Origin of the sequence: Paenibacillus sp. cl141a, assembly GCF_900109305.1 — a bacterium.
GTDB lineage: Bacteria > Bacillota > Bacilli > Paenibacillales > Paenibacillaceae > Paenibacillus_AQ > Paenibacillus_AQ lautus_A.
The window spans coordinates 500,113-523,324 of sequence record NZ_FNZO01000003.1 but is presented as its reverse complement, the minus strand read 5'-3'; the positions used below and the strand labels follow the sequence as shown (position 1 = coordinate 523,324).

Annotated in this window: 14 protein-coding genes; all 14 read right to left on the bottom strand. The window is 47.7% G+C overall.

Annotated elements, in window-relative coordinates:
* Positions 1-23: 23 nt before the first annotated feature.
* The gene (locus BMX45_RS12290; protein ID WP_009594229.1) at positions 24-434 is read right to left on the bottom strand and encodes a TIGR03826 family flagellar region protein; all 411 of its coding nucleotides are present in this window, start codon (positions 432-434) and stop codon (positions 24-26) included.
* 1,511 nt (positions 435-1,945) lie between these two features.
* A complete protein-coding gene (locus BMX45_RS12280) occupies positions 1,946-3,847 on the bottom strand; it encodes a helicase-related protein (protein WP_090909910.1) in 1,902 nt (633 codons plus the stop codon).
* Positions 3,848-4,429: 582 nt separating this feature from the next.
* Positions 4,430-4,852, bottom strand: a complete 423-nt coding sequence (locus BMX45_RS12275) for a hypothetical protein (protein WP_015737728.1) — start codon at positions 4,850-4,852, stop codon at positions 4,430-4,432.
* A gap of 341 nt (positions 4,853-5,193) precedes the next feature.
* Positions 5,194-5,916 (bottom strand): response regulator, encoded by a 723-nt coding sequence (locus BMX45_RS12270; protein ID WP_009594205.1) that lies wholly within the window; start codon positions 5,914-5,916, stop codon positions 5,194-5,196.
* Positions 5,917-5,920: 4 nt separating this feature from the next.
* The gene (locus tag BMX45_RS12265; protein WP_090909909.1) at positions 5,921-7,075 is read right to left on the bottom strand and encodes a sensor histidine kinase; all 1,155 of its coding nucleotides are present in this window, start codon (positions 7,073-7,075) and stop codon (positions 5,921-5,923) included.
* A gap of 45 nt (positions 7,076-7,120) precedes the next feature.
* Complete coding sequence (locus BMX45_RS12260; RefSeq protein ID WP_090909908.1) at positions 7,121-9,823, bottom strand: stalk domain-containing protein; 2,703 nt, start codon at positions 9,821-9,823, stop codon at positions 7,121-7,123.
* Positions 9,824-10,273: 450 nt separating this feature from the next.
* Positions 10,274-11,479: a methionine adenosyltransferase gene (metK, locus tag BMX45_RS12255; RefSeq protein WP_009594211.1), complete on the bottom strand. Its 1,206-nt coding sequence runs from the start codon at positions 11,477-11,479 to the stop codon at positions 10,274-10,276.
* 226 nt (positions 11,480-11,705) lie between these two features.
* Positions 11,706-11,993, bottom strand: coding sequence for an alpha/beta-type small acid-soluble spore protein (locus tag BMX45_RS12250; protein ID WP_015737730.1), 288 nt, complete (start codon positions 11,991-11,993; stop codon positions 11,706-11,708).
* Between the two features lie 186 nt (positions 11,994-12,179).
* A complete protein-coding gene (locus BMX45_RS12245; protein ID WP_090909907.1) occupies positions 12,180-12,680 on the bottom strand; it encodes a hypothetical protein in 501 nt (166 codons plus the stop codon).
* Between the two features lie 190 nt (positions 12,681-12,870).
* The gene (locus BMX45_RS12240; protein ID WP_090909906.1) at positions 12,871-16,392 is read right to left on the bottom strand and encodes an S-layer homology domain-containing protein; all 3,522 of its coding nucleotides are present in this window, start codon (positions 16,390-16,392) and stop codon (positions 12,871-12,873) included.
* Positions 16,393-16,759: 367 nt separating this feature from the next.
* Positions 16,760-17,104 (bottom strand): hypothetical protein, encoded by a 345-nt coding sequence (locus BMX45_RS12235; RefSeq protein WP_071219815.1) that lies wholly within the window; start codon positions 17,102-17,104, stop codon positions 16,760-16,762.
* 252 nt (positions 17,105-17,356) lie between these two features.
* Positions 17,357-20,995, bottom strand: coding sequence for an S-layer homology domain-containing protein (locus BMX45_RS12230; protein WP_090909905.1), 3,639 nt, complete (start codon positions 20,993-20,995; stop codon positions 17,357-17,359).
* Between the two features lie 216 nt (positions 20,996-21,211).
* Positions 21,212-22,336: a glycosyltransferase family 4 protein gene (locus BMX45_RS12225; protein WP_041622067.1), complete on the bottom strand. Its 1,125-nt coding sequence runs from the start codon at positions 22,334-22,336 to the stop codon at positions 21,212-21,214.
* 114 nt (positions 22,337-22,450) lie between these two features.
* A complete protein-coding gene (locus BMX45_RS12220; RefSeq protein WP_090909904.1) occupies positions 22,451-23,209 on the bottom strand; it encodes a WecB/TagA/CpsF family glycosyltransferase in 759 nt (252 codons plus the stop codon).
* Between the last annotated feature and the right edge of the window lie 3 nt (positions 23,210-23,212).

Genomic DNA, 23,212 nt, shown 5'->3' with positions numbered 1-23,212 from the left:
AAACATTGTTAATAGTTCAAAAGTTAGTATTTGCGCAGTTTATCGACTGCACTGTAAGTCTCTCTGTCTTTGCGGGACCCAGGCTGATGTTCCTGGTCGCCAGCAGCCGCCTGCCTTAGCTCCCTCGTTAATCGGGTCCGGCAGGACTCGCACATATTGCTCTCGCGAATCAACGTTCCGCACACTTCGCAAGGATACGCCAGGTTCGGCGCGTTCGCAATCGAGATCCGGCCTTCCTTGATAAACTTCGTAATCTGCCGCACGGATACTTCCGTAGCCTCAGATACCTCATGGATGGTTGCGCCTTTTTGCTCACGCAGGAAGGTTGCGCATTTCTCGTATTCCTTCTCAATTACTTTCATGCATTCGGGACACATTTCCCGAATATTCACCGTATATAACTTGCCGCACCGAGGGCAATTCCCCAAATTCATGCTCAACAACCTCCATGCCACATAGATCCTTTGATACCCCTAGATTACATTATCTGAGGGCTTACGTCTATCATTCGAAAGGAGAATCCACATATTTTTCCTATTTCGGTTGTTTATGAGCGGGCCCAGGTTAAACTATAAATCTCGATGGGCATTTCCAAGAAAGATTCATATCCTCGCAAAACCCGCGCGCAAGCGTTAATCGTACTCCCGGTGGTATAGATATCATCGACGAGTAATATACGAAGAGGCCCTATGATCGGTAAGATCTCCTCTGGAGAACCGGTATTCGCTGCGCCCCGCTTACTTATAGACGTCAACACTTCGGGTGCATGCTGTAACGCGCCAAAAACGCCCTCCATATCCTTTAGCCGGTCCATCCGGCTCTTAAAACTCTGTTTATCTGTGTGACGGTTACGTTCCAGCAACGGAACGTAAGGAGTTTTTATGCTAGCCGCAAGCCCCTTAGCCAGCACTTCTGCCTGGTTAAACCCCCTCTCTCGCAGCCTTTCCTGGCTAACCGGAACCGAAGTAACCGCATGTATGCTCCAGGGTACACTATGCGCGTTCCGCAAACGATGATCACCCATACGGACGTTCGCCTCTCGATGGAACATCGTAAAGGCTCGAAGCATCATCTCGACCAAAAGAGGCGCGTACCGTTCATTCCCTCTATATTTATACTGGGCTAACCACTCCCTCATCTGCGCGTCATAGGTTACCGCACTCCGATTCAAAACAAAACTTCGATCGTTCACGCCTAAACGAGTACAGTCAGGACAACCGATTCCCCGTCCGCATCGCAGGCATCGAGGTCTGTTGATCCATGGAATCTGCCGATAACAGGCATGGCATATCCCCTGAAGTTCCTGATTACATGAACCTATTTTCCCGCAAGTGAGGCAGATCTCGTCCATCGGTTTTAGCAAACGATGCAAGTGCCCGAGAAGTTGGCTTAAGACGTTGGATATCAAATACAAACTTCCTTTCTAGGATAGATTAAAAAATAATGCTGCTCTGCGGATAAAAGACTAAAGAGTAAACCGTGCGTTCATATCGCCAATTGTGGACCACTAAAATAACCTATTAGCATTTTTATTTCATTTATATTGAGTGAGCTATATGATTTAGGATTAATATTTACTGCGCTTTGACCGCGAACTCTCGATTCGGATGAAAATCAGTCACTACATCCTCCATGCCAGAAGCTGTTGAAGCACTCGATCCATTACCGTATCTCCATCAGTCATCTATGATCCTCGTGATGTAAGGATGATCTGGAATTATAAGAATCTGAGAACGATGAGAGACACTGGGTATCTAAGAGAATCTAAGAAATCCAATAGACTATAAGAATCTATGGAAGACTGCGAGTATCTGTGAGAGGCGAGAATGTATGGGAGCTAAAAGTATCTATGTGAATCTATTAGATTCCATAAGGTACCATGAGATTAACATCAGGAGGACGAGAACTATAATTAACGCTCATACGCTGGCTCACAGTCACCCTCTTATTTGCCCGACAGTTCTTGAACTGTTCGTAAATACCCACCCTTACCAGCAATTCGGTTCATCGCCTTGATTTGCCGAACTGCCGAGCTTTGGCACCTGGTCCATTGCGGCGCAGCAAACACTACACGTCCTGCCGGATCATCCTTGGATCGGCCCGCACGACCGGCCATCTGTATCAAGGCTGCTTCATCAAATAACTCGCTATCTGAATCCAAAATAAAAACATCACTCTTGGGAACCGTTACCCCGCGTTCAAGAATGGTTGTTGTCACCAGCAAGCGAATCTCGCGGTTTCGGAAGGACATCACTTTGCCCGCCCGCTCCGGGTCGATGGATGAAGTACCTTCAATCGGCATATGGGCAATCGCCTTGCGGAGCAGTTCCAGAATAGGATCAATATGCTTGATCCGGGAAACGAACAAGAACACCTGAGCTCCACGTCTCAGAGAGGCACTCAGGCTGCGAACCAGGAGTGGGGGAAGCTTTTTTTCTTGAAGACAGCGGTTCACCGCAAACATCTTCAATTTTTGAGGAACGGGTAACGGATGACCATGGAAGCGGGCGGGAACTTTCGCATGTGGCAATCGGCCAGCCGCTGCTTCGCGCTGTAGAGGCGTAGGCGGAGTAGCTGACAGATAGATATATTTCCCCCCTGGTTTGCAAGCACCCTTGGCCGCGTAATCCAGCACCGGATCGTTATGATAGGGGAAAGCATCAATCTCATCGATCACGACCAGATCAAAAGCTCCCCTGAAACGCAGCAGCTGATGCGTCGTTGCCAGCGTGATGCTTCCCCGCTTCCAACGGTCCGGACTTCCGCCATATAACGTGACCACTGTTTCCTCGGGAAAAGCCTTGGAGAGCCGAGGTGCCAGCTCCAGCACCACATCCCGTCTTGGAGCGGCAACCAAGACGCGCCCACCCGCATCCAGAATGGACTGCAGCAGCGGAAAGATCATTTCGGTCTTTCCGGCACCGGTCACCGCCCAGATGAGAAACCGGGCGGCGGACATCGCGGAGCCCCCTGCGGGCGGCTCCGCCAAAAACCGCAGCGCAGCGCCAGCGGCGGCGCTTTGCGCTGCGCTAAGCCCCCACCGGCCCAAGGCCGCGGTGGGGGAACCCCCAGCCGTGCTCCGCACGGCCGACCCTGCTGTGCCATGCAGCAGCAGGGCACAAGCGCGGCTGCGCCCCATCGCGAGGCAGGCCTCGCAATAGGCGCAAGCCGCCGAGCCGCACGCGGCGCATGCCGTGCGGCTCTTGGCCTCGCTGCCGCAACGCCGGCAGCGGGGGGCCATGGCCCGGCGGCGGAGCCAGCCAGGCCCACCGCGCGGGGCGGGCTGTGCCAGCCCCGCTTCCAAGCGCAGGCGGCCCAGCAGGACGCCGAGCTGGGCCGCAGCGCGCCAGTCGCCGGTGCCCACGGCGACCTCCCCCAACAATGCCTCGACCTCGCCGGCAAGCAAGGCTCGTCCGGACATGCACTCGATCAGCAGCTCCGCCTGCTGCACCAGTGCATCCAAGCCCACTAGCACGGTTTCCTTTTCGATCAGGGAACTTAGGTAAGTCCCATCCAACAATTGGGTTTCCTGCAACAAGGCGCTCCATTTCGACCTGCTGCTCTCCGGCTCTTGCAGTAAAAACGGGCTTAATGCCTGATACATATATCTCTGCCAATCTGGCCTCTCCCATCGATCCATGTCTGGAATCGGCTGAAATCTCGCTTGGATTTCAACGGCCCATCCCAGTGGTACTCGAGAGGACAGCAGCACCAATAACGGTGTACCAGCCCTTTCATCCTCCAGTCCCATTCTTCCATACCACCATTGAAGATCCACCCTCATATCCAGCGAGAGATAGCAATTCCATTTCTCTGCTTCCGGAATGGCATAAATGGCAATCTGCATGACATCAACTCCAATATCGAGACATATAAACAACTTTAAGGATCATGTAGGGGTACTGGAACTAGGTAGTTCACAACATGCTTCAGTTGCTTTTAAGATCCTCGTTTAAAAAATTGGGTAGATCTAATACCAGTCGGGGAAGCATTATATGAAAGATTCGATAGAGTTCCGTGAATAACAATTTAATTAGGTTTCTTTCTCAAATACCTATCGTCCATTATCCTCAACCACTCCAAACCATTAGCCCGCACTGCTAATAGAAGATAGATTTTCAAGCCAGAGTTTGAGTTAGTTCCAAATCAATATAGATGCACAATCGTCCTGATCTAACTGCAGTGACTTCCATTTCCTATTTGTTTCTCTCCTCAACGCTCAGATCGTCCAACTTAAAACATCTCCGTTTCACAACACCTTTTGTCGAATACTGTCATAGTTGCAATTTTAAAGAATCCGATCTCTGCATCTTCCACCCCAATACACCAATAAACGCAAAAAGCACACCCCTCGCTATACGCTCGGAGTGTGCTTCACGCCTTCAACAATATGAGTGTCATCCCGGGAACCAAAACAACTTGCCGATGTTTATCCCTGTACATATGGAATCTGAACAGCCTCCATCGGGTTTCTCAGATCGACCCGTATGACTTCGTCTTCATTCGGATCGACATCCGTTTCTTGTGACGCCGGATCACCGGATCTCCAAGTCCCGTATACCAGTTCAATTCCGGACAAATGAGTCAATCTCTTGACAATCTTTAACGTATCATCATACGACTGGTCATCAAGGACGGTGACGCGCACGCGCGTCCCGCTCAGCAGGGCATACCAGGAAAGGGCTCTCAAATACCATTCCACCTGCCGCTCATGGTTGGACGTGATCAGCACATAATGCCTGCGCCGCCCCGTGCCTTCACTAGCTCTTCGGAGATGACGGGCATGCACGATATGAACCAGAGCAACAGCGATCCCGTACACCGCGAGTATCCACAGCAATTGGGCAACCATGAGACTCACCTCCTTCTCTTATCAACAATATATGCTGACCAGGAAAGGACGGTGACAGTTATGTAACCGTCGCCCACACGGAACTTGTCGGGAACGGCTTATTGCCATAAGGAAGACGTTTATCGACATTCCCTCTACAAGATAGTCCGCCCGTTCTTGCGATATCAAGAAAGCCCTCGCACTCTAATCAAAAAAAGCAGCGTATAAGCAGTTATTTATTATGTATGCTTGTTAGCGAAAGGTTCAACCATGCTATAAATCCCTAATGATCATAACAAAAAGGAACCGCCCTTGGCAGTTCCCTCCCTATGTAAGACGCGTCCGTGCATTCGGATCGGCGATTACAACGTCACCCAGCCATACTTGATCGAGTTGATAACCGCTTGCGTACGGTCGTCCACTTCCATCTTCTGCAGGATGCTGCTGACGTGGTTTTTTACAGTTTTTTCACTAATGAACAGGTATTCTCCAATCATCTTGTTGCTCTTGCCTTCGGCCATCAGTCTAAGCACTTCCGCTTCGCGCCTTGTCAATGGGTTGTTCTCGCCTGCCACAAACTTGACTCCAGCTTCACGCGAACCGCTCTCCGCCATCGCGCCTGCCTCGTTTACATACGTCATCCGGCGGAGCTGGTGGATCAGCTTGCCCGTAACTTTCGGATGGATAAATGCATATCCCTCATGTACCGAACGAATCGCATTAATCAGTGACTCGGCTTCCATATCCTTCAGGAGGTAACCGTTCGCTCCCTTACGGAGCGTTTCAAACACATAACTTTCGTCGTCATGAATCGACAGAATAATAACTTTGATCTCAGGAAACATTTCACGTAGTTTCTCAGTCGCTTGAACGCCGTTTTCGGTCGGCATGTTGATGTCCATCAGCACGATATCCGGCTTCACTTCATTGCAGAACTCAAGCACTTGAATGCCGTCGCCGCATTCGCCGATTACGTCAATGTCATCCTCCATATTCAGTATGCGTTTCAGACCCTCCCTAAACAGCTGGTGGTCATCCGCTAATAATACTTTGATAATCGTGTTCTCTTTCTCCAAATGTTCCATCCGATTACTCCTTTCTCTTTTCTACGTTCGTCGGGATATGAATCACGATCTTGGTTCCTTGATTCTCGGCTGAATCGATCTCCATTCTCCCTTCGAGCAGCTCAACCCTCTCCCGCATGCCAATTAACCCAAAGTGGTCCTTGCTTTTCTGCTCCAGCAAATCGACATTGAATCCCAGGCCATTGTCCTGTACCACGATTTTGACCAATTGCGCCTGGTACGTGATTTCAACAAGCACATAAGTCGGGTAAGCATGTTTTGCAGCATTCGAAAGTGCTTCCTGCACCAACCGGTAGATGGCCGCCTCCATCGCAGAAGAGAGACGATGCTCTTTCCCCCGTGTCTCGAAGATCGTGCGGATTCTCGATTTTTCTTCATAATCATGCACATATTTACGCAGTGTGGGGATTAATCCTAGATCATCGAGTGCCATTGGACGCAGATTGAAGATGACTTTTCGCATTTCCTCCAGGCTCGAACGCACTTGGCCCTTCAAATCTACTATTTCGTCCTGCACCATCTTAAATTCCTGCTTTGCCAGCATTCTTTCTACAATTTCCGTCCTAAGAACCAGATTCGCCAGCAATTGCGCAGGTCCATCATGAATCTCTCTGGATATGCGCTTCCGTTCCTCTTCCTGCGCCAGAATAATTTTGAGTCCAATGACCTGTCTGTTCTTCGCAGATTCGATAATTCGGGATACCTGGCCCAGCTCGCCGGACAAGTATTCCAACACCACGCCCATCTGAGATCCGATCGATTCTGCGCGCTCCACCGAGTTCTCGACATTCCGAACCCGCTTCTGCAACTCATCTCGTCTTGCCTTCAGATACATTTCCTTCTCCCGGTAGATCATGAGGTCAAGCTGAAGCTGCGTTGCTTTCTCATACGCCTGCTTGATGTCCTCTTCCTTGTACCGGACGAAATCCCGGCTGACCTCGGTCAGCCGGATCCGGGAACGGCGGTAGTTCAGCTCCAGCTGATCCACCTTCTCTAAGGTTTCCGTCGTTTCTTTTAATGTCCGCTGCAGTTCATGATTGAGAGACGCGAGCTCCTGCCGCGACGCCTCCAATATTTCGAACATTTGGTATTTGCTGTCCTCCATCACTTTGATGGCATTTTTTATGACACGGTCGATGGCATCGGCTTGATAATCCACGCACTCTACTCCATTTCTAACGTTTCATATACATATCATACCATATCATGATTCGATCGTAACGGTCTTCGTGTTCTTGTCCCATTTTACTTTAAGGCCTAATTGCTCGGAAACGAGACGAAGAGGGACCAAAGTCCTACCGCCTTGAACCATAGGTGCCACAGCCGCCGAACTGCGTTTACCGTTGAGGATGAATTCCTTTTTGCCTACCGTCAATTCCATGAGCATGCCGCCTCTCAGGACGCCTACCCGCTGTGCGGATTGGTTCCAGGTCGCTTGCCCGCCGAAGGCGTCGAGCACATGCTTAATCGGAACATAGGTCGTTCCGTTTTTCAGGATTGGCGCGGAATCGATTGCCACCTTCGAACCATTCAGCATGAGCGATTTTTGCCCGATGGTCATGACCGCTTTACCTGTTGGAAGTCCTTCATTTCCTGACAGGGACGGCATCGTGAAGCGAATATCGTCAAAAGACACAGCCCCGGTCAATGCACGCTCGTCCTGACCCTCTTCCACGTTCACGACATACAGCCGCTTCATCTGAGCCGGGAACGCAATGTTATATCCGCTCAAATCGATGCTCAGCGTCCTCCAGCCGCTCCAATCAATTGCCTTAGCCAGATCGACGTACACGGTTTTTCCGGTATTGTCCTTGAGCTCGGCACGCAGCCAGTTCAGGCTGTTATCTCCCTCCACGTCAATCGTCATGGACGTTGCCTGTGCAGGAATCGTTTTGCCTGTCGTGCCATTCAGCTCGGCATAAGCGTACATTTTTTGTCCCAGCCCGCCTGTCATATCATAGGTTAGGTTCAAGACTTTGGAGGTTGCCTTTGTTCCGCTGCCGTTTTGGATCGTTGCCGTCCCGGTAACTGCAGGCACGTTGGTCGTGAACTTCACCGGGTAATTCACATTCTCGAAGTTCTCCCACGTACTCTCGCCTGCTGCCGACAAAATAACGACCGTGCTAAATCCGTCATAACGTGCGATGGCATAGCCGACTTTCGTATTGCTGTTCACGGAGGATACGGTCAGGCGGCCGTCTTTGACGCTGCCTTTGAATCCGATAAACTCCCATTTCAGCGCACTGCTCGGAACCTCCAAACTTTGGCCGTTGCTCGTTACGGCAGTCACCGGCACGGAAACGCTTGTTCCAGCCTGCAGTGGTGCACTGGATACTCCTGTAGTCAAGGCAACGAGATCATCCGCTCCCAGCACCTTGACTTGCATCGTCGCTTTCGTGCTGCCGCTTACCGCCGTCAGGGTCGATGTGCCCGGCTTCGTTGCTTTTATGCTTTGGCCGTTAACCGCAAGGTTGCCATTGCTGGATTTCCAGGTCGGTTTAATCGAGCCAGCCTCAATGGGATTATAGTAAGTATCATAGCCCTTGAGTTGATATGTTCCGATCTGCCCGATCAACAGTGTGTTGCTGCCGCTTACCTTCAAGCCCTTCAAGCTGCCTTTTGGTGCCGTGGAGAACACGCCTAGTGCATTAACGATGCTTCGCTGCGTCGTTCCGTATTCCGTGTTGAAGGTCAGCTGGGTATTCATCTCGGCTAACGGTCGGTTGACCATCGTGGTCGATCCGCCGCCGTCGAGGTTCATTCCCTTCCACACGCCAACCTTCGTCATGAAATCCTGAAGCTGCTGCAGCGTCATCCCTTTGCTGTTATCGTTGCTCTCCGTAGCGATCAGGTAGGCGTAACGTCCGTCTTTGGAGTAACCAACCGCTGTACGCGCCCTACTCCCTCCAATCGAATTCACGTTCCGAGAGAATGACGTTGCCTTGCCGTTATCCACCAGAATCGTATGGCCGCCAATCATCATTTGAAGTGTTGATGGGTCCAGCTTCTTTCCTGATTTTTTGTACACCAGAGCATAATCCGCTTCCAGCCTTTGACCGACAGACAGATTATTTTTCACGAACTCTGCCGCAGCCCCATGGGTTCGCAAAATGTAGCTTCCCTCCGGTATCGCTGTTGGCAATCCTGCCATCACTGAAATATCGGTTATGACCCCATCCGTTACCATAACCTCCGTTGGCGTTGTCGAGCTGTTCTTAGGACGCTCAATAGCCTTCCATGCGCTGGTGTAGATATAGGCTGAATTCGCATGGCTGTACGTAGATCCAGTACCCTCTGGCGCATAGGATGTTTTGTTCATACCCGAGAGCGGGAATGAGGCCCCATTTTCTGCCGTAACACTCCCCGAGAATGCAAACTCATCCAGAATTGGCGTTCCATCGTTCGTCACTCCAAAGGCATACATACCTTTCAGATCAGATGGGGTTGACATCAACAGACCATTCGATACTTGAGCACCCATCGGAGCCCCTTCGCTGCCGGTGTTAAAGAAATCCCCGTTAATCGCTGCGACCGCACCGTTTTCCTTCGCCATTCCGCCCGTGCTTTGTCTTGTTGTAAATTGATTGCCTTGTCCTGTCATGACATCAAGCTTCACATATTTGTTGTTGAGATCCACCCGGATGACATTCGCCAGCGATTTCGCGCCGGCACTGTTGATATACTGATACTTCATCAAAACCGCGCCGGACGTAATGATTTCCTCACCCAGCTTCTTCGCTGATGTGGTTGCCGCGTATGCTACCGAAGAAGTTGATAGATTCCCTATCACCGGTATACCGCTGCTAAGCACAGGGCCCACCCAGATGACCCCGGCCAATGTGATAATCAACCATTTCTTGCCCACGCCTGATTTTGCAGACTTCAGTGTTTTCCCCTGACTAACCATGTAATCGTAACTCTCCCATCTCTCGTTCAACACGGATGCCGAACATATAAAGTCTCTATTTAATAGACTTCATTTTTGAGGAAAAGTTACGAATTTGTTATAAAAAAAACACTTTCGCGTATCGTACACCAAGTCTTAGCAAAATTGTAGCGGCATTTTTTAGGAGCCTATGTAAATCAATCCTATGTTACTATATTTTCATCTAAAAGTAACTAGTTTGTCATAAAGTATATTCCTTTATTACCAATTATTAGTCGAAAACAACCGATACCTACACTAGGCATCGGCATTATAATTATTGCATTTTTGTCATAAATTCAAATCCTTCTCCTGTTTCATCCCTACATCTTAAGAGGATTTTAAACACAAAAAAGCATGTGCCTTTTTCAAAAGAAAAATGGAATCGGCACATGCCTAAACTTTATATCCGGAACATATCTTAAAAATACCTTAGTTTACGCCAGCTTGTTCTTTCAGCGCTTCGGCTTTGTCAACGCGTTCCCAAGGCAGATCCAGGTCGGTACGTCCAAAATGTCCGTACGCCGCCGTTTGCTTGTAGATCGGGCGACGAAGATCCAGCATGCGGATGATTCCAGCCGGCCGCAGGTCAAAGTTGTTACGAACAAGCTCAACCAGCTTCTCTTCGCTTACTTTACCTGTACCATAGGTGTCGACACTGATCGACACCGGGTTAGCGACACCGATGGCGTAAGCCAATTGGATTTCGCACTTGTCCGCGAGTCCAGCGGCAACCAGGTTTTTAGCCACGTAGCGCGCCGCGTAAGCAGCGGAACGGTCGACTTTTGTAGGATCCTTACCGGAGAATGCACCGCCGCCATGACGAGCGTAGCCGCCATAGGTGTCCACGATGATTTTGCGGCCAGTCAGACCAGCATCGCCTTGAGGACCACCGATAACGAAACGGCCGGTAGGGTTGATGAAGTATTTGGTTTCTGCGTCCAGCAATTCAGCCGGTACGACAGGAAGAATGACTTGTTCTTTAATATCCTTCTGGATTTGTTCCAGCGTTGCTTCTTCGGCATGTTGAGTCGATACCACGATCGTATCCACGCGGACCGGCGTATTGCCGTCATACTCGATCGTTACCTGGGTTTTACCGTCCGGACGCAGGTAATCCAGCGTACCGTCTTTACGAACCTCGGACAAACGACGAGCGATACGGTGAGACAATGCAATTGGAAGAGGCATCAGTTCTGGTGTCTCGTTGGTTGCAAAACCAAACATCAGACCTTGGTCACCAGCACCGATGTTCTCGGTTTCCTTGTCCACTTGGGAAGGATCACGATTCTCCAGTGCAGCGTTTACCCCCTGTGCAATATCGGCCGATTGCTCATTCAGCGATGTCAACACCGCGCATGTATTGGAATCAAAACCGTATTTAGCACGGGTATACCCGATTTCCTTCACGGTATTGCGTACGATGGATGGAATATCCACGTATTCAGATTTAGTGCTAATTTCACCAATGACCAAAACAAGACCTGTCGCAACGGAAACTTCACAAGCTACGCGTGCGTTCGGATCGTTAGCTAAAAAAGCATCGAGTACCGCATCAGAAATCTGGTCACAGATTTTATCCGGGTGTCCTTCAGTTACGGACTCAGATGTAAATAAACGTCGCCCTGTTAAAGACATGAGATCAACCTCCCATATGAATAGTATGTGATATATCAAGAGGTCCTACACAAAAAATGAACCTTTTCCGACAGGAAAAGGTTTGAAATGTACAATCCTCAACATGCATATTAACTTATTTGTTACCAGGTGTCAATCCAGTTAGTGAGCTGTTTTTCAAGGATTTTCTTGGGTTTTTCAATCGGAGGTTAATCAAGAATAAGTTCCGTCTTATATCGAAAAATAACTACAGTCTGCCGAAGAGGCTTTGCTCGGCGTTCTGAACCAAACGCTTCGTGATTTCTCCGCCAACGGATCCGTTCTCACGGGATGTCAGATGCCCCCATCCAGCACGACGGCTGGAGGAACCTCCTCCGATGGCTCCAAGCTCAGAACCGAATTCCGTATCCGCTCCATACGAGCTGCTGCCATACCCCACCGGTAATCCAAACTCTGCTGCGATTTCGTATTTCATCTGCTTCAGCATTTCACGACTCTCCGGAACCACTTGACGATTACGACTGCTGCGTGCCATTGAAAATACACCTCCTGTATTGGTTTTTACAGAAGTAGTATGTGTCGATTTCAAAGCACTCACACGTATAAAACGTTGTCACAACTGGCAATAATTATAAGAGGATTATACCGGACAAAAGTTATTCGCAATGCCGTCGGTGGAAGAGGCAATATTAGCAGGGGCTAACGCCCCTAATTGCTGACACTATTTAATGGTGTAACCGCCGCGTACCATGACAATCAGATTGCTTGTCTGGCCTTCTTTTACCTGAATGCCTCGGCCTTCACGCGGGAAGGAAAGCAGATGGTTCTTAGGCGCCGTTTCGCCGTTTAACAGGTCTTTACCATCGGTAAGATCCGCAACGCCGCTAGCGACTTCTGTGTAGATCACAGCGTTACCTGAACGCACGATGAACTCGGTTCCGGCATCAGCGATTAGAATTTTGCCTGGCTTCAGCGCTACGTTCTTCACTTCATCGGCACCTTGTGATGGTTGTGTAGGATTGGTTGGGTTTGTATTCCCTCCACCACCGCCATTCAGTGCTTGCTGGATTTGCTGGTCTACATAGCTTTTGGTGACAACCGGATCGTCAGTTGTGCCGGGGGTTGTGCCTGCGCCAGTGGCGGTGGTGTTATATATTGAGCCGATCCATATGCCAGCGCCTACAGCAAGGGCAGCAAGGGATACTTTCCAATATGATTTCATAAATAAATTGTTCCTCCTTAGAAGTCTCCTGCTTCTTATATTAATTCTATTGAACTTTGATAGGAAGATCAAGCTATAGCTGGTTTGGAAGGTTCTTATTAACCTTAAGTTAATCTTGAATACAAAAACACACCGGAGAACTAAATGTTCCCCGGTGTGAGTTGGATTTGATTATTTGTACGGGTTAAGATTACTTCGCAATTTGTACAGAAATTGCTTGCTCTTTACCTTTGTACTCAACCTTGCCGATCAGTTGCTCACCAACAACATCAGCATCTCCCGTTGTTACAACAATGGTGTTACTGTTATTAGCAGTTGCTGAATATTCTTTTCCAGCAATAATGACTTTACCATCAACAACTTTAGTTACAGTGTTGTTAAGATTAACAGTCAATTGTCCTTCTACTACAGCTTTACCACCATTGAACTCATATGATGCTGAATCAGCAATTGAACCAGTAGTAGAACCTTTTTGAGCTTCGTAGTTCACATCAGCGGTAAGAACTGCTGCAATGATATCAGAAACTGTTGCATCGTTATTCACAGTGATGTTAAGTCCATTGACTTTAACTTTGTCTGTTTGTGCAGCATTTTTTGTAATAACGACGGAGTTACCATTAAGTCCGGTACCAACAGATTTAGCGACAAACTTCAGGCCATTTTGATCTGCAGTTTGGGCAAGAGCACCCTTATCAGCAACAGTGACTTTTGTACCCGTTACAGATACAGAGTCAGTGCTTTGAGCTGGTGGTGCAATTTGATACTCACTGGATTTAGTAACATAAACCCGTGGACTGGAGTTTGTTGCATACAAGTAACTTGCATTATCTGCAATTTGGAACTGAACAGGGTTGTTAAGAGCTTCCGGATCATAAATATCCACTCTGATCACACGGTCCGAAACTCTCTCAACTGTATAACCGGCTTTGTTGATTACTGGACTGTTAGTCTTACCAACATTTTTAAGAATGATATCATTCTTAACGTCAGCATAGTCAGCTGCTTCAACATCAACAGAGAAAGTTACTTCAAAGGAGTTATATACAGCCCCGGTAGCATTCACTCCATTCTTTCTTGTATCGTCCACTTTTACTACTCTAGGAGCTGCAGCATTGTTCACTGGCATTGTAGCATTGGTAGTTAAGTTAAGTTTGTTATTAGAGTAAGTTTCAATGGAGTTGTTTGCAAAGATAGTGATGTCGCCACCATTAAATTCACTGCTTGTTTTCAAAGTAACAACACCATCACTGATGCTGACACTTGATGGATATTGACCATTCACCAGGAAGTCGCCTGTGCTAGCATTAGCAATAACATGGTTAAATGTCAGTTCAAATGTTTTAGCATCTTTTTGTGTTGCTCCAACCCACTTCAAGGAAGCTCCGGCTTCAGTCAATACTTGGTTATCCAAGGATACATATTGACCAGTTTTGGATTTCAGACCGGTAGTCCATACTTTCGAAACAGATCCGCCTGGTCCAAACGTTACGCGAGTTCCATCGATGTACTCTGGGAATTGAAGGACAACAGACTTACCGCCGTTAACTGGATTCACAGTCACATCAGCTGGAATAGCGATGTTCTGTGCGTCAGTATAACCATTCTTCTTAAAGGCAATGAAATAGTTTCCTCTGGTTTGCAGATCAGCCAGATCCATTTCTCTACCGAAGTTCAGAGTAAGCTTGCGGTTTGTATTGTTGTAATCAACGGAGGAAATCATTGGGTTCGCAGTGTCGTTAGCTACGAATGTTCCTTTGTATTCCACCACTGTATTACCCAAAGCTGTACGGTCTTTTACGTCTTTAACTGTCAGATCGTAAGTTCCGTAGTCAAGCTTGCTGAAGAAGTTAACGTAGAAGATTTTGTTGGAAGCATCAGCTGCAACAACATCTTTCACAGGAATCGTATCGTTACCTTTTTTAACTGTGTAGTATTTTTTGTCAGCTGCATATACAGCTTTGTCAAAACGTACTGTCAGTGTATTAGGTCTGTCAGCACCGAAACTTGTTTCAACTACGTGCGGTTGTACCAAGTCAACACTTGCCGTAATTTTATGTTCTTTTACTGGGTTAGCGTTACCGGAATAGTCTTTAACTTCAACAAACAGAGTTGTTTCATATCCAGGCAGACGGTTTTCAGTAAAGTCAATCTCATAAACATTACTGGAGATTTGAGTTACTTTACCTGTCTTTTTGCTGTCACCAGACTTCCAGTAGAAGCTGTCATTAGTTACAGTATCTGGATCGATCTCTTCGTCAAATGTTACTGTTACTTTTTCCAAAGTAGCGGAGACTTCAGTAACCTTTGGACCTTCAGAGTCTACTGCAACTGTGAATTCTTTAGTATCAGCTGGAGACTTCAGACCAGCATAGTCTTCGATCAGGGAAGTTGTCAATTTGTGAGTTCCCACAGAAATATTACCTGTGTAGTCTCTCAGGATAACTTCTCTTTGGTCCGGACCAAGCTTCACGTTGCCAACAAATGCTTTGTCATCCAGTTGGAAGTTGCTGCTCGAAGGCGAAACGATTGGCTCGGAGAAAGTCACTTTAATTACTTTCGTGCCAAGAGCCTTCACTTCGGTTACAGCAGGCAGAGTGTTGTCGGAAACAGTGAATGACAGCTCGCCTTGTGGCAATACAGTACCACTATCGTTTTTCACGTTTTTAACAATTGCTTTATAAGTAGTGCCTTGCGTAAATTTGCTGGATTCGTTCAACAAGATGCGGGCAGTTTTGCCGTCTGCCAGCAACGTGATCGATTTAATTCCTTTGGAGTTGGAATCGATGACGTAGTTGTTTTTGTCAGTAGCAGTCACTTTATCAACTTTACCGTCGAATACAACTTCAACCTCTTTCAGGTTTTTAGCACTTGCGGATTCAACTTTAGTCGCAGATGTAACAGTCCAAGTTACACTTTCAGTGTACTCGTAGTTGTTATGTGTAAACTTAACTTCAGTTGCAGTGTTAGCTTTCAGAGGCGTTTCCAGTTCAACTTTCACGCTTTCGTTGTTAGCAAGTTTGAAAGTTACAACTTTACCACTCTCAGTTACATCATAAGAAACCACTTTTGGTTTTTGTTGCGACAAGTAGATTGTGTAAGCAACTTCAACCAATTGGGAACGGGAAGCGTTAGCTTTAGGGTTTGTTTTAGCATCTACCAAACCAGCGTTGATTGCTGCTTGAACATAACCTTTAGCCCAGTCAGAAGCGTTGTTGTTCGTTTCTGTTGGAATATCAAGTTTTTGAGCAACAACGAGAACCTTCGCCATTTCTTGAACGGTGATTTTACCGTTGAAGTCGAAGATCATTTTCGTTGTGTTTTTACCTTCCATGATGCCTGCAGCGTATACTGCTTCTACATAAGGAGCTGGCCATTTGTCAGCTTTGTAATTTTTGTCTTTGAAAGACGCTTTGCCTTGGATTGGCTCAAGACCCATGATGCCTACCAAAACTTTCGCGAACTCAGCGCGAGTCATTTCTTTGTCAAGACCAGCAGTTCCATCTGGATAGCCAGTAAAGATCCCTTTTTCTTTCAGTACATCAAATTTCTGTTGTGTGTTAAGCGCATCGTCACCGAATGCAACAGAAGCAAACATGGAGAATGCCATTGCTGTAGACAGTGCTACGGATAAAATTTTCTTCATAACCTTTTTTTCTCCTCCTTGAATCATCACTTGATTGTTTTCTTTAATTTGGTAGCTCTTATCACTCATTGTCCTGCACCTCCTTTCCCGAGTTGAGCATAAATCATAAATGATGTCTGTGACGATATCACAGAATCTTGTTAGCGAGAGAACACTACAAACTAGAATAGATTCCTAATCCTACCTAGGTATTATACAACGAGTCCCATACTCCGTAAAGAACATTTTTCTAATTTATAGACAATCTTCTTGCATCGGATAATCTTGGGTTCCTCATTGGGTTCTACATTATAAACGTTTGATTTCTCAAAAAGTTGCGGCAGTTGCAAAGTTTTTTTGAAAATATTTTCGAAATCATTATCGATTCGCCTAACATTGGGTTGATTACATATTGCGACAACAAAAAAGACGCCCTGTGGGCGCCCTTTGTAGAATCCTAGCGAATCTTCATAGCAAGCTGGATAATTCGTGCACGCATCTCTGGATTGCTATGCAGTGTTTCGTACATCAGATCAATCTCCGCTTTATTCGTACGATATGTTTTGTCATGTTTTATTGTTGTATGAGACCACTGGATCAACGCATTCTCTGCTGCTGTCATTTCGTTAAATGAATCATGAAAGCCTGTCTCAACAACGAGTCCCTCCATGACTTCCTGAGTTATCTCATCATGAGCGGCACGAGCCAGCTCAATCTTCTTCTCCATCACTTTGGCTTTTTCCTCGAACTTGGTCTTCGCCTTCATGTAGTCGAGCTGCGCTTTTGATAATATCGGCTTCATAAATTCATCTTCACCCTCTAAAAATAGTATGTGCTTCCGCTATTGTAGCGTATTCTACATGAAATTACAAAACATTAGATATTGGTAAACGGTTTCTCAGGCTATAATACTGCCCTTAAGATCTTGTTAATTATGTTATATATAACCTTATCCATCATAATTTGCACATAAGAAAACGAGAGCTCTGCCACTAGAAATTCAGGCATCGGCTCTCGTTCCTTTTTTTCATGCAGTTTCTTCTTAATATATAGACTACAGCATTTTGAGTTTGTTCATCATGCGTTTCACGATCGTCGCTGTATCCGCACGATTCAGAACAGCATCCGGGTTGAAGTTATACGTCGGTTTCTTCTCGCCTTCCTTCAAGCTGTTGGCAACGCCAGTGATGATGCCGGCTTTACTTACAGCAAGAATGGCTGGGTAAGAGTAATTCGATTTGATTTTGCCAACATCTTCAAACTGCTTCTGAAGTGTGGCCTTATCTTTTTCGATATCGCCCATCTTCAGGTTGAGCGCACGTGCGATCATGTTGGCCGCCTCTTCACGAGTCAGTTCCATATTAGGAGCAAAGCTTCGTGGCGCGATGCCGCGAATGATTCCTTTTCTGGCGGCTGTCTCAATGTAACGGTAATCCCATTGCATGCTGTTGACAACACTTTCCTGATAAATGTCGTCAAAGGTCAGCTTGTTCTTATCGGTATCATAATCCAATGGAATATCCAGCAGCTTCACGATAATCGTAGCCAATTCACCGCGAGTCATTGGATCATACACGCCAAATGCATCCGTCTTGGACGCCTTCATGTATCCTCTGGCCAGCATCAATTCGATATCGTTGCGGGCCGTCTTATGCGAGATCGCATCGGAGTAGCTATAACGCAAGGATTTAACGGCGTAATAACCAAATCCCTTAAATGGAGCCGTAACAGTTTTCTTCTTAGGGTCTACTTTCCCGCCGATGTTGATCCAAGTTCCTTGGGATGGGTTGTACCACCAGATGCCCAGGTTGCTGGAAGCCGAGTTCACCAGTGCAGAATCATATTTTAAGGTGATTGTACCCTTTTGGGATAACTCCATCCAGTTCTGCGGAATCAAGCGCTGATGGAATTCATTCCCTTTTGCGTACGGATGCGTTGCCGCTTTTACATTAAAGTCTTCCACGTTGCTGCTGTAGGCATTAAGCGATCCGGCATCCAGCCAGTAAAGAGGGGATGAATAGCCGTAATGGGCTGCCGGAGTGAAACGGAACGCATTGTTGTTATCCCCTGGAATGAGGGACAGGCGTCCATCCATTTCTACACCGTTCTCAATTTCGCCAATTCGATTGTAAGCCTTAACGGTCCGTCCATCGATCTGGTTGGCAATACCAAACAGGATGTCATGTTCACCAAGCAGATTGATCGTAGGCACTTCAGCCGTAGGGCTTGATTTCGCCTGTTGAAGCACGGTGCCTTTCGGCAAGGAAAGCGATACGCCGCCTTTAAATACGGACACTTTACCGGACTTCGAAATATTGGTTTTAAACTGGGAGCCTTCCGTTGCATCGTCGGTGTACGTTACGACGAATTGGCCGTTTGTCTTTTTGGTGCCTTGTTCAATCGTGAACTTGATCGTATTTTTTCCGTTTTTCAGGTTCTTGACCTCGAGACGGAAAATATCGCTGATTTCGGATTTCACCATTGGCGTTTTGCCAATCAGAATGGAATCAGCTCCTTCAGCCTTGATGCTTACCTCTACAAAATTCTGTTTCAATACGCCTTCGTTAGGGAGCCTAGGAGAAAGAACTTCGTACGGCGCACGCTCACGAGTAATTTCAATGGTATCTGTGGTCGTAACCGACTGATAACGCGAACCGATGCTGATTGCCTGTAATCCTACCTCAGGAAGTGCCAGCTCTTTAAACACAACGCGGGCAGAGCTGGAGCTTGAACCATTAACAATGGAATAGTACAGGCTGTGATCTGCTTGGTTAATGGCATCCAATTGCGTCTTCAGAGCCCCGCCAGAAAGAGTCCAGGTTCCTGTATTGTCTTTGGTAAAGACAGCAAAGATGGATGGCGTAGGATGGCTGAGGTTCACCGTAATCTCATCCGTGTATTCCACTTCAAAGCGAAGGCCCAAAGCTTTTTCATATGTGTTATAAGCATTCTCAGCCGTTTCTCTGAACAATCCGTCCGGATCGGATTCCGTAGCGGAACCAACCGGGAATGGAATCATATTCTTGATTACTGAACGCGTATCGCTAAAATACAGCAGGGTCAGCTTCGTCGAGATTTTTCCACTCTTGTCAGCGACCACCAGAGTATTTGGACCAGGGATCAGCTGCAGGAACGTCGTATCTGTAAAGCTGAACTCGCCATTTCCGTTCACTGTCAAATCGCGAGTGTTACCATTCAAGGAAATCGTAAGTCCTGATGTTCCCGTGTAGTTCACAATCCGACCCGTTACCTGATTGAAATCTGTGCTATTCTTAAACACCTGATTGTTATACAAATGATAAATATCAATGTACGTGGATGACAGGAACGTTACCGGGATCACCTTGGTATCGGAAACGCCCGAACCATTGCTGACCTTGATGATTAAGTTTTGTTGTCCTGAAGGCAGGTTTGTGATTTTAAAAACCGTGTTGCCGTTATAGGTAAACTTCTGGGCAATCGTGCCGCCGCCCTTGCTGGACTCAATCTCCACATTGCCTGCGTTGACTTGCTCGACCATCAAATAAATCGGCAGTTCATTCAGGACGGTGTTGTTACTGCTTGGGAAAATGGATTGGGAGGTAGCCGATACCGTTCCTCCGCTCTCCGTTACACCGTACAATTGATACACCTGCTTGATGGTAGGCGCATTGACATCGCGATAAGTAAATGAATTCTTTACATCGAAACCAGTAGTAGAATCCTTAGTGAGTACAAAGTAATCCCCACTCTGAGTGATGCTAGTTGACCCGGTCGTTGTAAAAGGGTACATCAAGGTATTGCCCAGCACGCTTGCCGCACCTACGGTGGCAGGCGAGGTCGTGATCGGATTTGTGGATCCTACCGGAAATACGGATACTTCAAGAATCGGGGGAACCGCCGGGGTACCAGCCGGAGGAGCATCCACGATCACATAACCGGAGATGACGCCGTTAACTGTACCGGTTACAACCGCCTGTCCATCGATATTTGTGCCGCCAATCTGCAATTGATTGACTGTTATGGATCCTGTCGGATGATAGACGACCTGTCTATTGATGGTCTGGGATTTCGATTCGGAGTTCACGACGATCACCAGATCGTTGACACCCTTCTGCAGCAGGATCCCTGCGGAGTAATACGTATCGCCGCCGCCGGCATACATATTCTGCCCATTGACGGTAACACCCTTGGATCCATTCGTCGCTTTGACGGAAATGCTGATGGTCTGCGTAGTAACGACAACCGGCTTGGAAGCATTCTCTTCCAGAACGCGTCCATCACTGAGCGCTACTTCGTACACAGCCGGTACATCGGAGAACTTCACATAGGCCGTAGCACTCATCTGCTGGCCTTGCGTGCTCATGCCGGACACGATGATTTTGTTCACGCCTTGGTTCAACTGCACACTCAGGAACTCGAACGTATTTGCCGCTTCGTCCAGGATCGGCTTGACGCCGGTGCCGCCCGTGGTCGTGTCATCAAAGCGTTTGATTTCATACTGAATGGTATTCGGATTAATGCCGTTGTAGGTACCCGAAACCGAAATCGAGCTTCGGTTCTCCGGCGTGGGAGAATTCGGATCCGTACTTAGATTGGAAAAGTGAAAAAACAAGGCTCCATTCGCAGCTGAAGCCGGTAATGCCGGAATAAGGGAAAAGAACATAGCAATGGCCAATAACAGGCTTGCTATTGTACGGAAATTTTTCTTCAACGGTTGTGCCTCCTTGATCGTTCGGACGTTGTCGTCCGTTTTGGGTGTTGCGTCGTTCACTGGGTCCCCTCGCTTTCACTGACAGATTGGTACTTGCGCATAGTTCATATATCGGTCCCAGACATTCAATTATTTAGAAAAAACACAAAAAAGCCTCACCCTTTTTGGGCGAGGCTGGCATGTCCATACCGGACGCATAATGAAAAAGAATAAGTTCTATTTGGTGCGGCTTTCGGGATTTGCCTTCATCCGCATCCGGTTAATCAGCCCGAGAATCGGCCGTTTGGTCTTGCCGACCAGTCCGATGACTTCGGCACCGATCTGCATGAAACACATCATGACGCAGATAACCACAAACGTCACCCAGTTCGCTTCATACATGGCAGCCGATGATTGAATGACGGCCAATACGCCGAAAAACGCGGCAATGACGTAAATGATCAACACGGTCTGGCGATGGCTGAATCCAAGCTCACGCAGGCAGTGATGCAAATGGCCCTTGTCCGGAGCAAAGATTGGTTTCTTCTGGATTTTGCGGCGAATGATCGCGAAGAACGTATCCGAGAGCGGAACGCCGATAATGATCAGCGGCGTAATAAAGGATACAATCGCAATCTGCTTAAATCCAAGCAGGGACAGCATGGCCAAACTGAATCCAAGGAATAATGACCCCGTATCCCCCATGAAAATCTTCGCCGGATGGAAGTTGAAAAACAGGAAACCGATAATGCTGCCAAGCAGCAGCAGGCAGAGCAGGGCTACGGTCGTGTTGCCCATCAAGACGGCCATGACCAGGATCGTCCCGATTGCAATGCCGGATACGCCTGCTGCAAGTCCGTCAAGCCCGTCAATCAAATTAATCGCGTTCGTTACGCCGACGATCCAGAAGATCGTGAGCGGAATCGATACCCAGCTCTCCAGCATGGAGTACCGGTCCTGGAACGGTATATTTACAAAGTCCACGGTAATATTAAATCCGAATACAACTACGCAAGCAGCTGCAATCTGTGCCAAAAACTTCACTTTGGCCGAAAGTTCAAATCGATCATCCAAGGCTCCGATCAATACGATCATGGAACCGCCGATCAGAAATGCCTTCATGAAGTTGGCATCACGAGGCGACAGGCTATCCGGCAAAAAAGGAAGAACCGCAATCAGTCCAAGAATAAAAGCCAGATAAATGCCGAGTCCCCCGAGTCGGGGCATGATCCGGGTATGAACCTTGCGGGCATTAGGAACGTCAACGGCACCAATCTTAACCGCAAACTTCTTTACAAGCGGCGTTAAGAACAGAGCGAGCGCCAGCGATACGATAAACCCGATGATGTATATCATTAACATGTAATCATTCGACCCCCAATAAAAGTCTACCGGTTGAATTATACTCCCTTCGGGTCCGAAAACCAATGCCAATTTCCGGTGATTTCCCGGATTTTACCCACAGAAATGAGCCATTTAGCTCGATTTCGTTACGTTTTCTTTCTCACGCAGCACTTTCACTACGAATTTCGGCAGCGCAAGCATTCTTTTGTAACGGGTGGGCTCCTTAAGAAGGCGATAAAACCATTCAAGACGCAGCTTTTGGAACACCTTCGGTGCCCGCTTCAGTTTGCCGGAGATAATATCGAACGATCCCCCGACGCCCATCACGACCGGAACCTGGAGCGCCTGTTTATGCTGGGCAATCCAAGGTTCCTGGTTATCCGCACCGCGCGCCACAAACAAAATATCCGGTGAAGCCGCCCGTATCTGTTCGATGACGGCAGCATCTTCATCAGGCCCAAAAAAACCGTCCCGGTAGCCGCATATAATTGCAGCCGGATATTGCATTTGTAACCTTTCGGCAGCTTCCTGAATCACTTCGGCGGTAGTTCCCAGCAGAAAGAACTTCCATCTATAGGTTTCCCCGACCTTCAACAATTCATGTAAAAGCTCGAAGCCGGTCACGCGTCCCTCCAACGGATCGCCGCCCACACCGGCGGCCCAGACGATTCCGGTGCCGTCCGGAACGATGATTTCAGCGCTTTGCATCATCTCTTTATACTCCGGATTGTTGACGGCCGTCATCACCATGATCGGATTCGCCGTGATCACATGGTGGGGCTGCCCCGACTGCACAGCCTCTGTCAGGTATTTCACCGTATCCTTCATGCTTAGCTTGGAAAACGGAATCTCGAATACCGATACGGTAGGAAATGGATAGGTCTGTTTCATGTT

Excerpts from the sequence above, each read along its gene's own strand:
- BMX45_RS12225 (WP_041622067.1), bottom strand. The coding sequence starts at position 22,336 with ATGTTAATGATATACATCATCGGGTTTATCGTATCGCTGGCGCTCGCT.
- BMX45_RS12260 (WP_090909908.1), bottom strand. The coding sequence starts at position 9,823 with ATGGTTAGTCAGGGGAAAACACTGAAGTCTGCAAAATCAGGCGTGGGC.
- BMX45_RS12290 (WP_009594229.1), bottom strand. The coding sequence starts at position 434 with ATGAATTTGGGGAATTGCCCTCGGTGCGGCAAGTTATATACGGTGAAT.
- BMX45_RS12240 (WP_090909906.1), bottom strand. The coding sequence starts at position 16,392 with ATGAGTGATAAGAGCTACCAAATTAAAGAAAACAATCAAGTGATGATT.
- BMX45_RS12250 (WP_015737730.1), bottom strand. The coding sequence starts at position 11,993 with ATGGCACGCAGCAGTCGTAATCGTCAAGTGGTTCCGGAGAGTCGTGAA.
- BMX45_RS12245 (WP_090909907.1), bottom strand. The coding sequence starts at position 12,680 with ATGAAATCATATTGGAAAGTATCCCTTGCTGCCCTTGCTGTAGGCGCT.
- BMX45_RS12280 (WP_090909910.1), bottom strand. The coding sequence starts at position 3,847 with ATGCAGATTGCCATTTATGCCATTCCGGAAGCAGAGAAATGGAATTGC.
- BMX45_RS12235 (WP_071219815.1), bottom strand. The coding sequence starts at position 17,104 with ATGAAGCCGATATTATCAAAAGCGCAGCTCGACTACATGAAGGCGAAG.
- BMX45_RS12270 (WP_009594205.1), bottom strand. The coding sequence starts at position 5,916 with ATGGAACATTTGGAGAAAGAGAACACGATTATCAAAGTATTATTAGCG.
- BMX45_RS12220 (WP_090909904.1), bottom strand. The coding sequence starts at position 23,209 with ATGAAACAGACCTATCCATTTCCTACCGTATCGGTATTCGAGATTCCG.
- metK (WP_009594211.1), bottom strand. The coding sequence starts at position 11,479 with ATGTCTTTAACAGGGCGACGTTTATTTACATCTGAGTCCGTAACTGAA.
- BMX45_RS12275 (WP_015737728.1), bottom strand. The coding sequence starts at position 4,852 with ATGGTTGCCCAATTGCTGTGGATACTCGCGGTGTACGGGATCGCTGTT.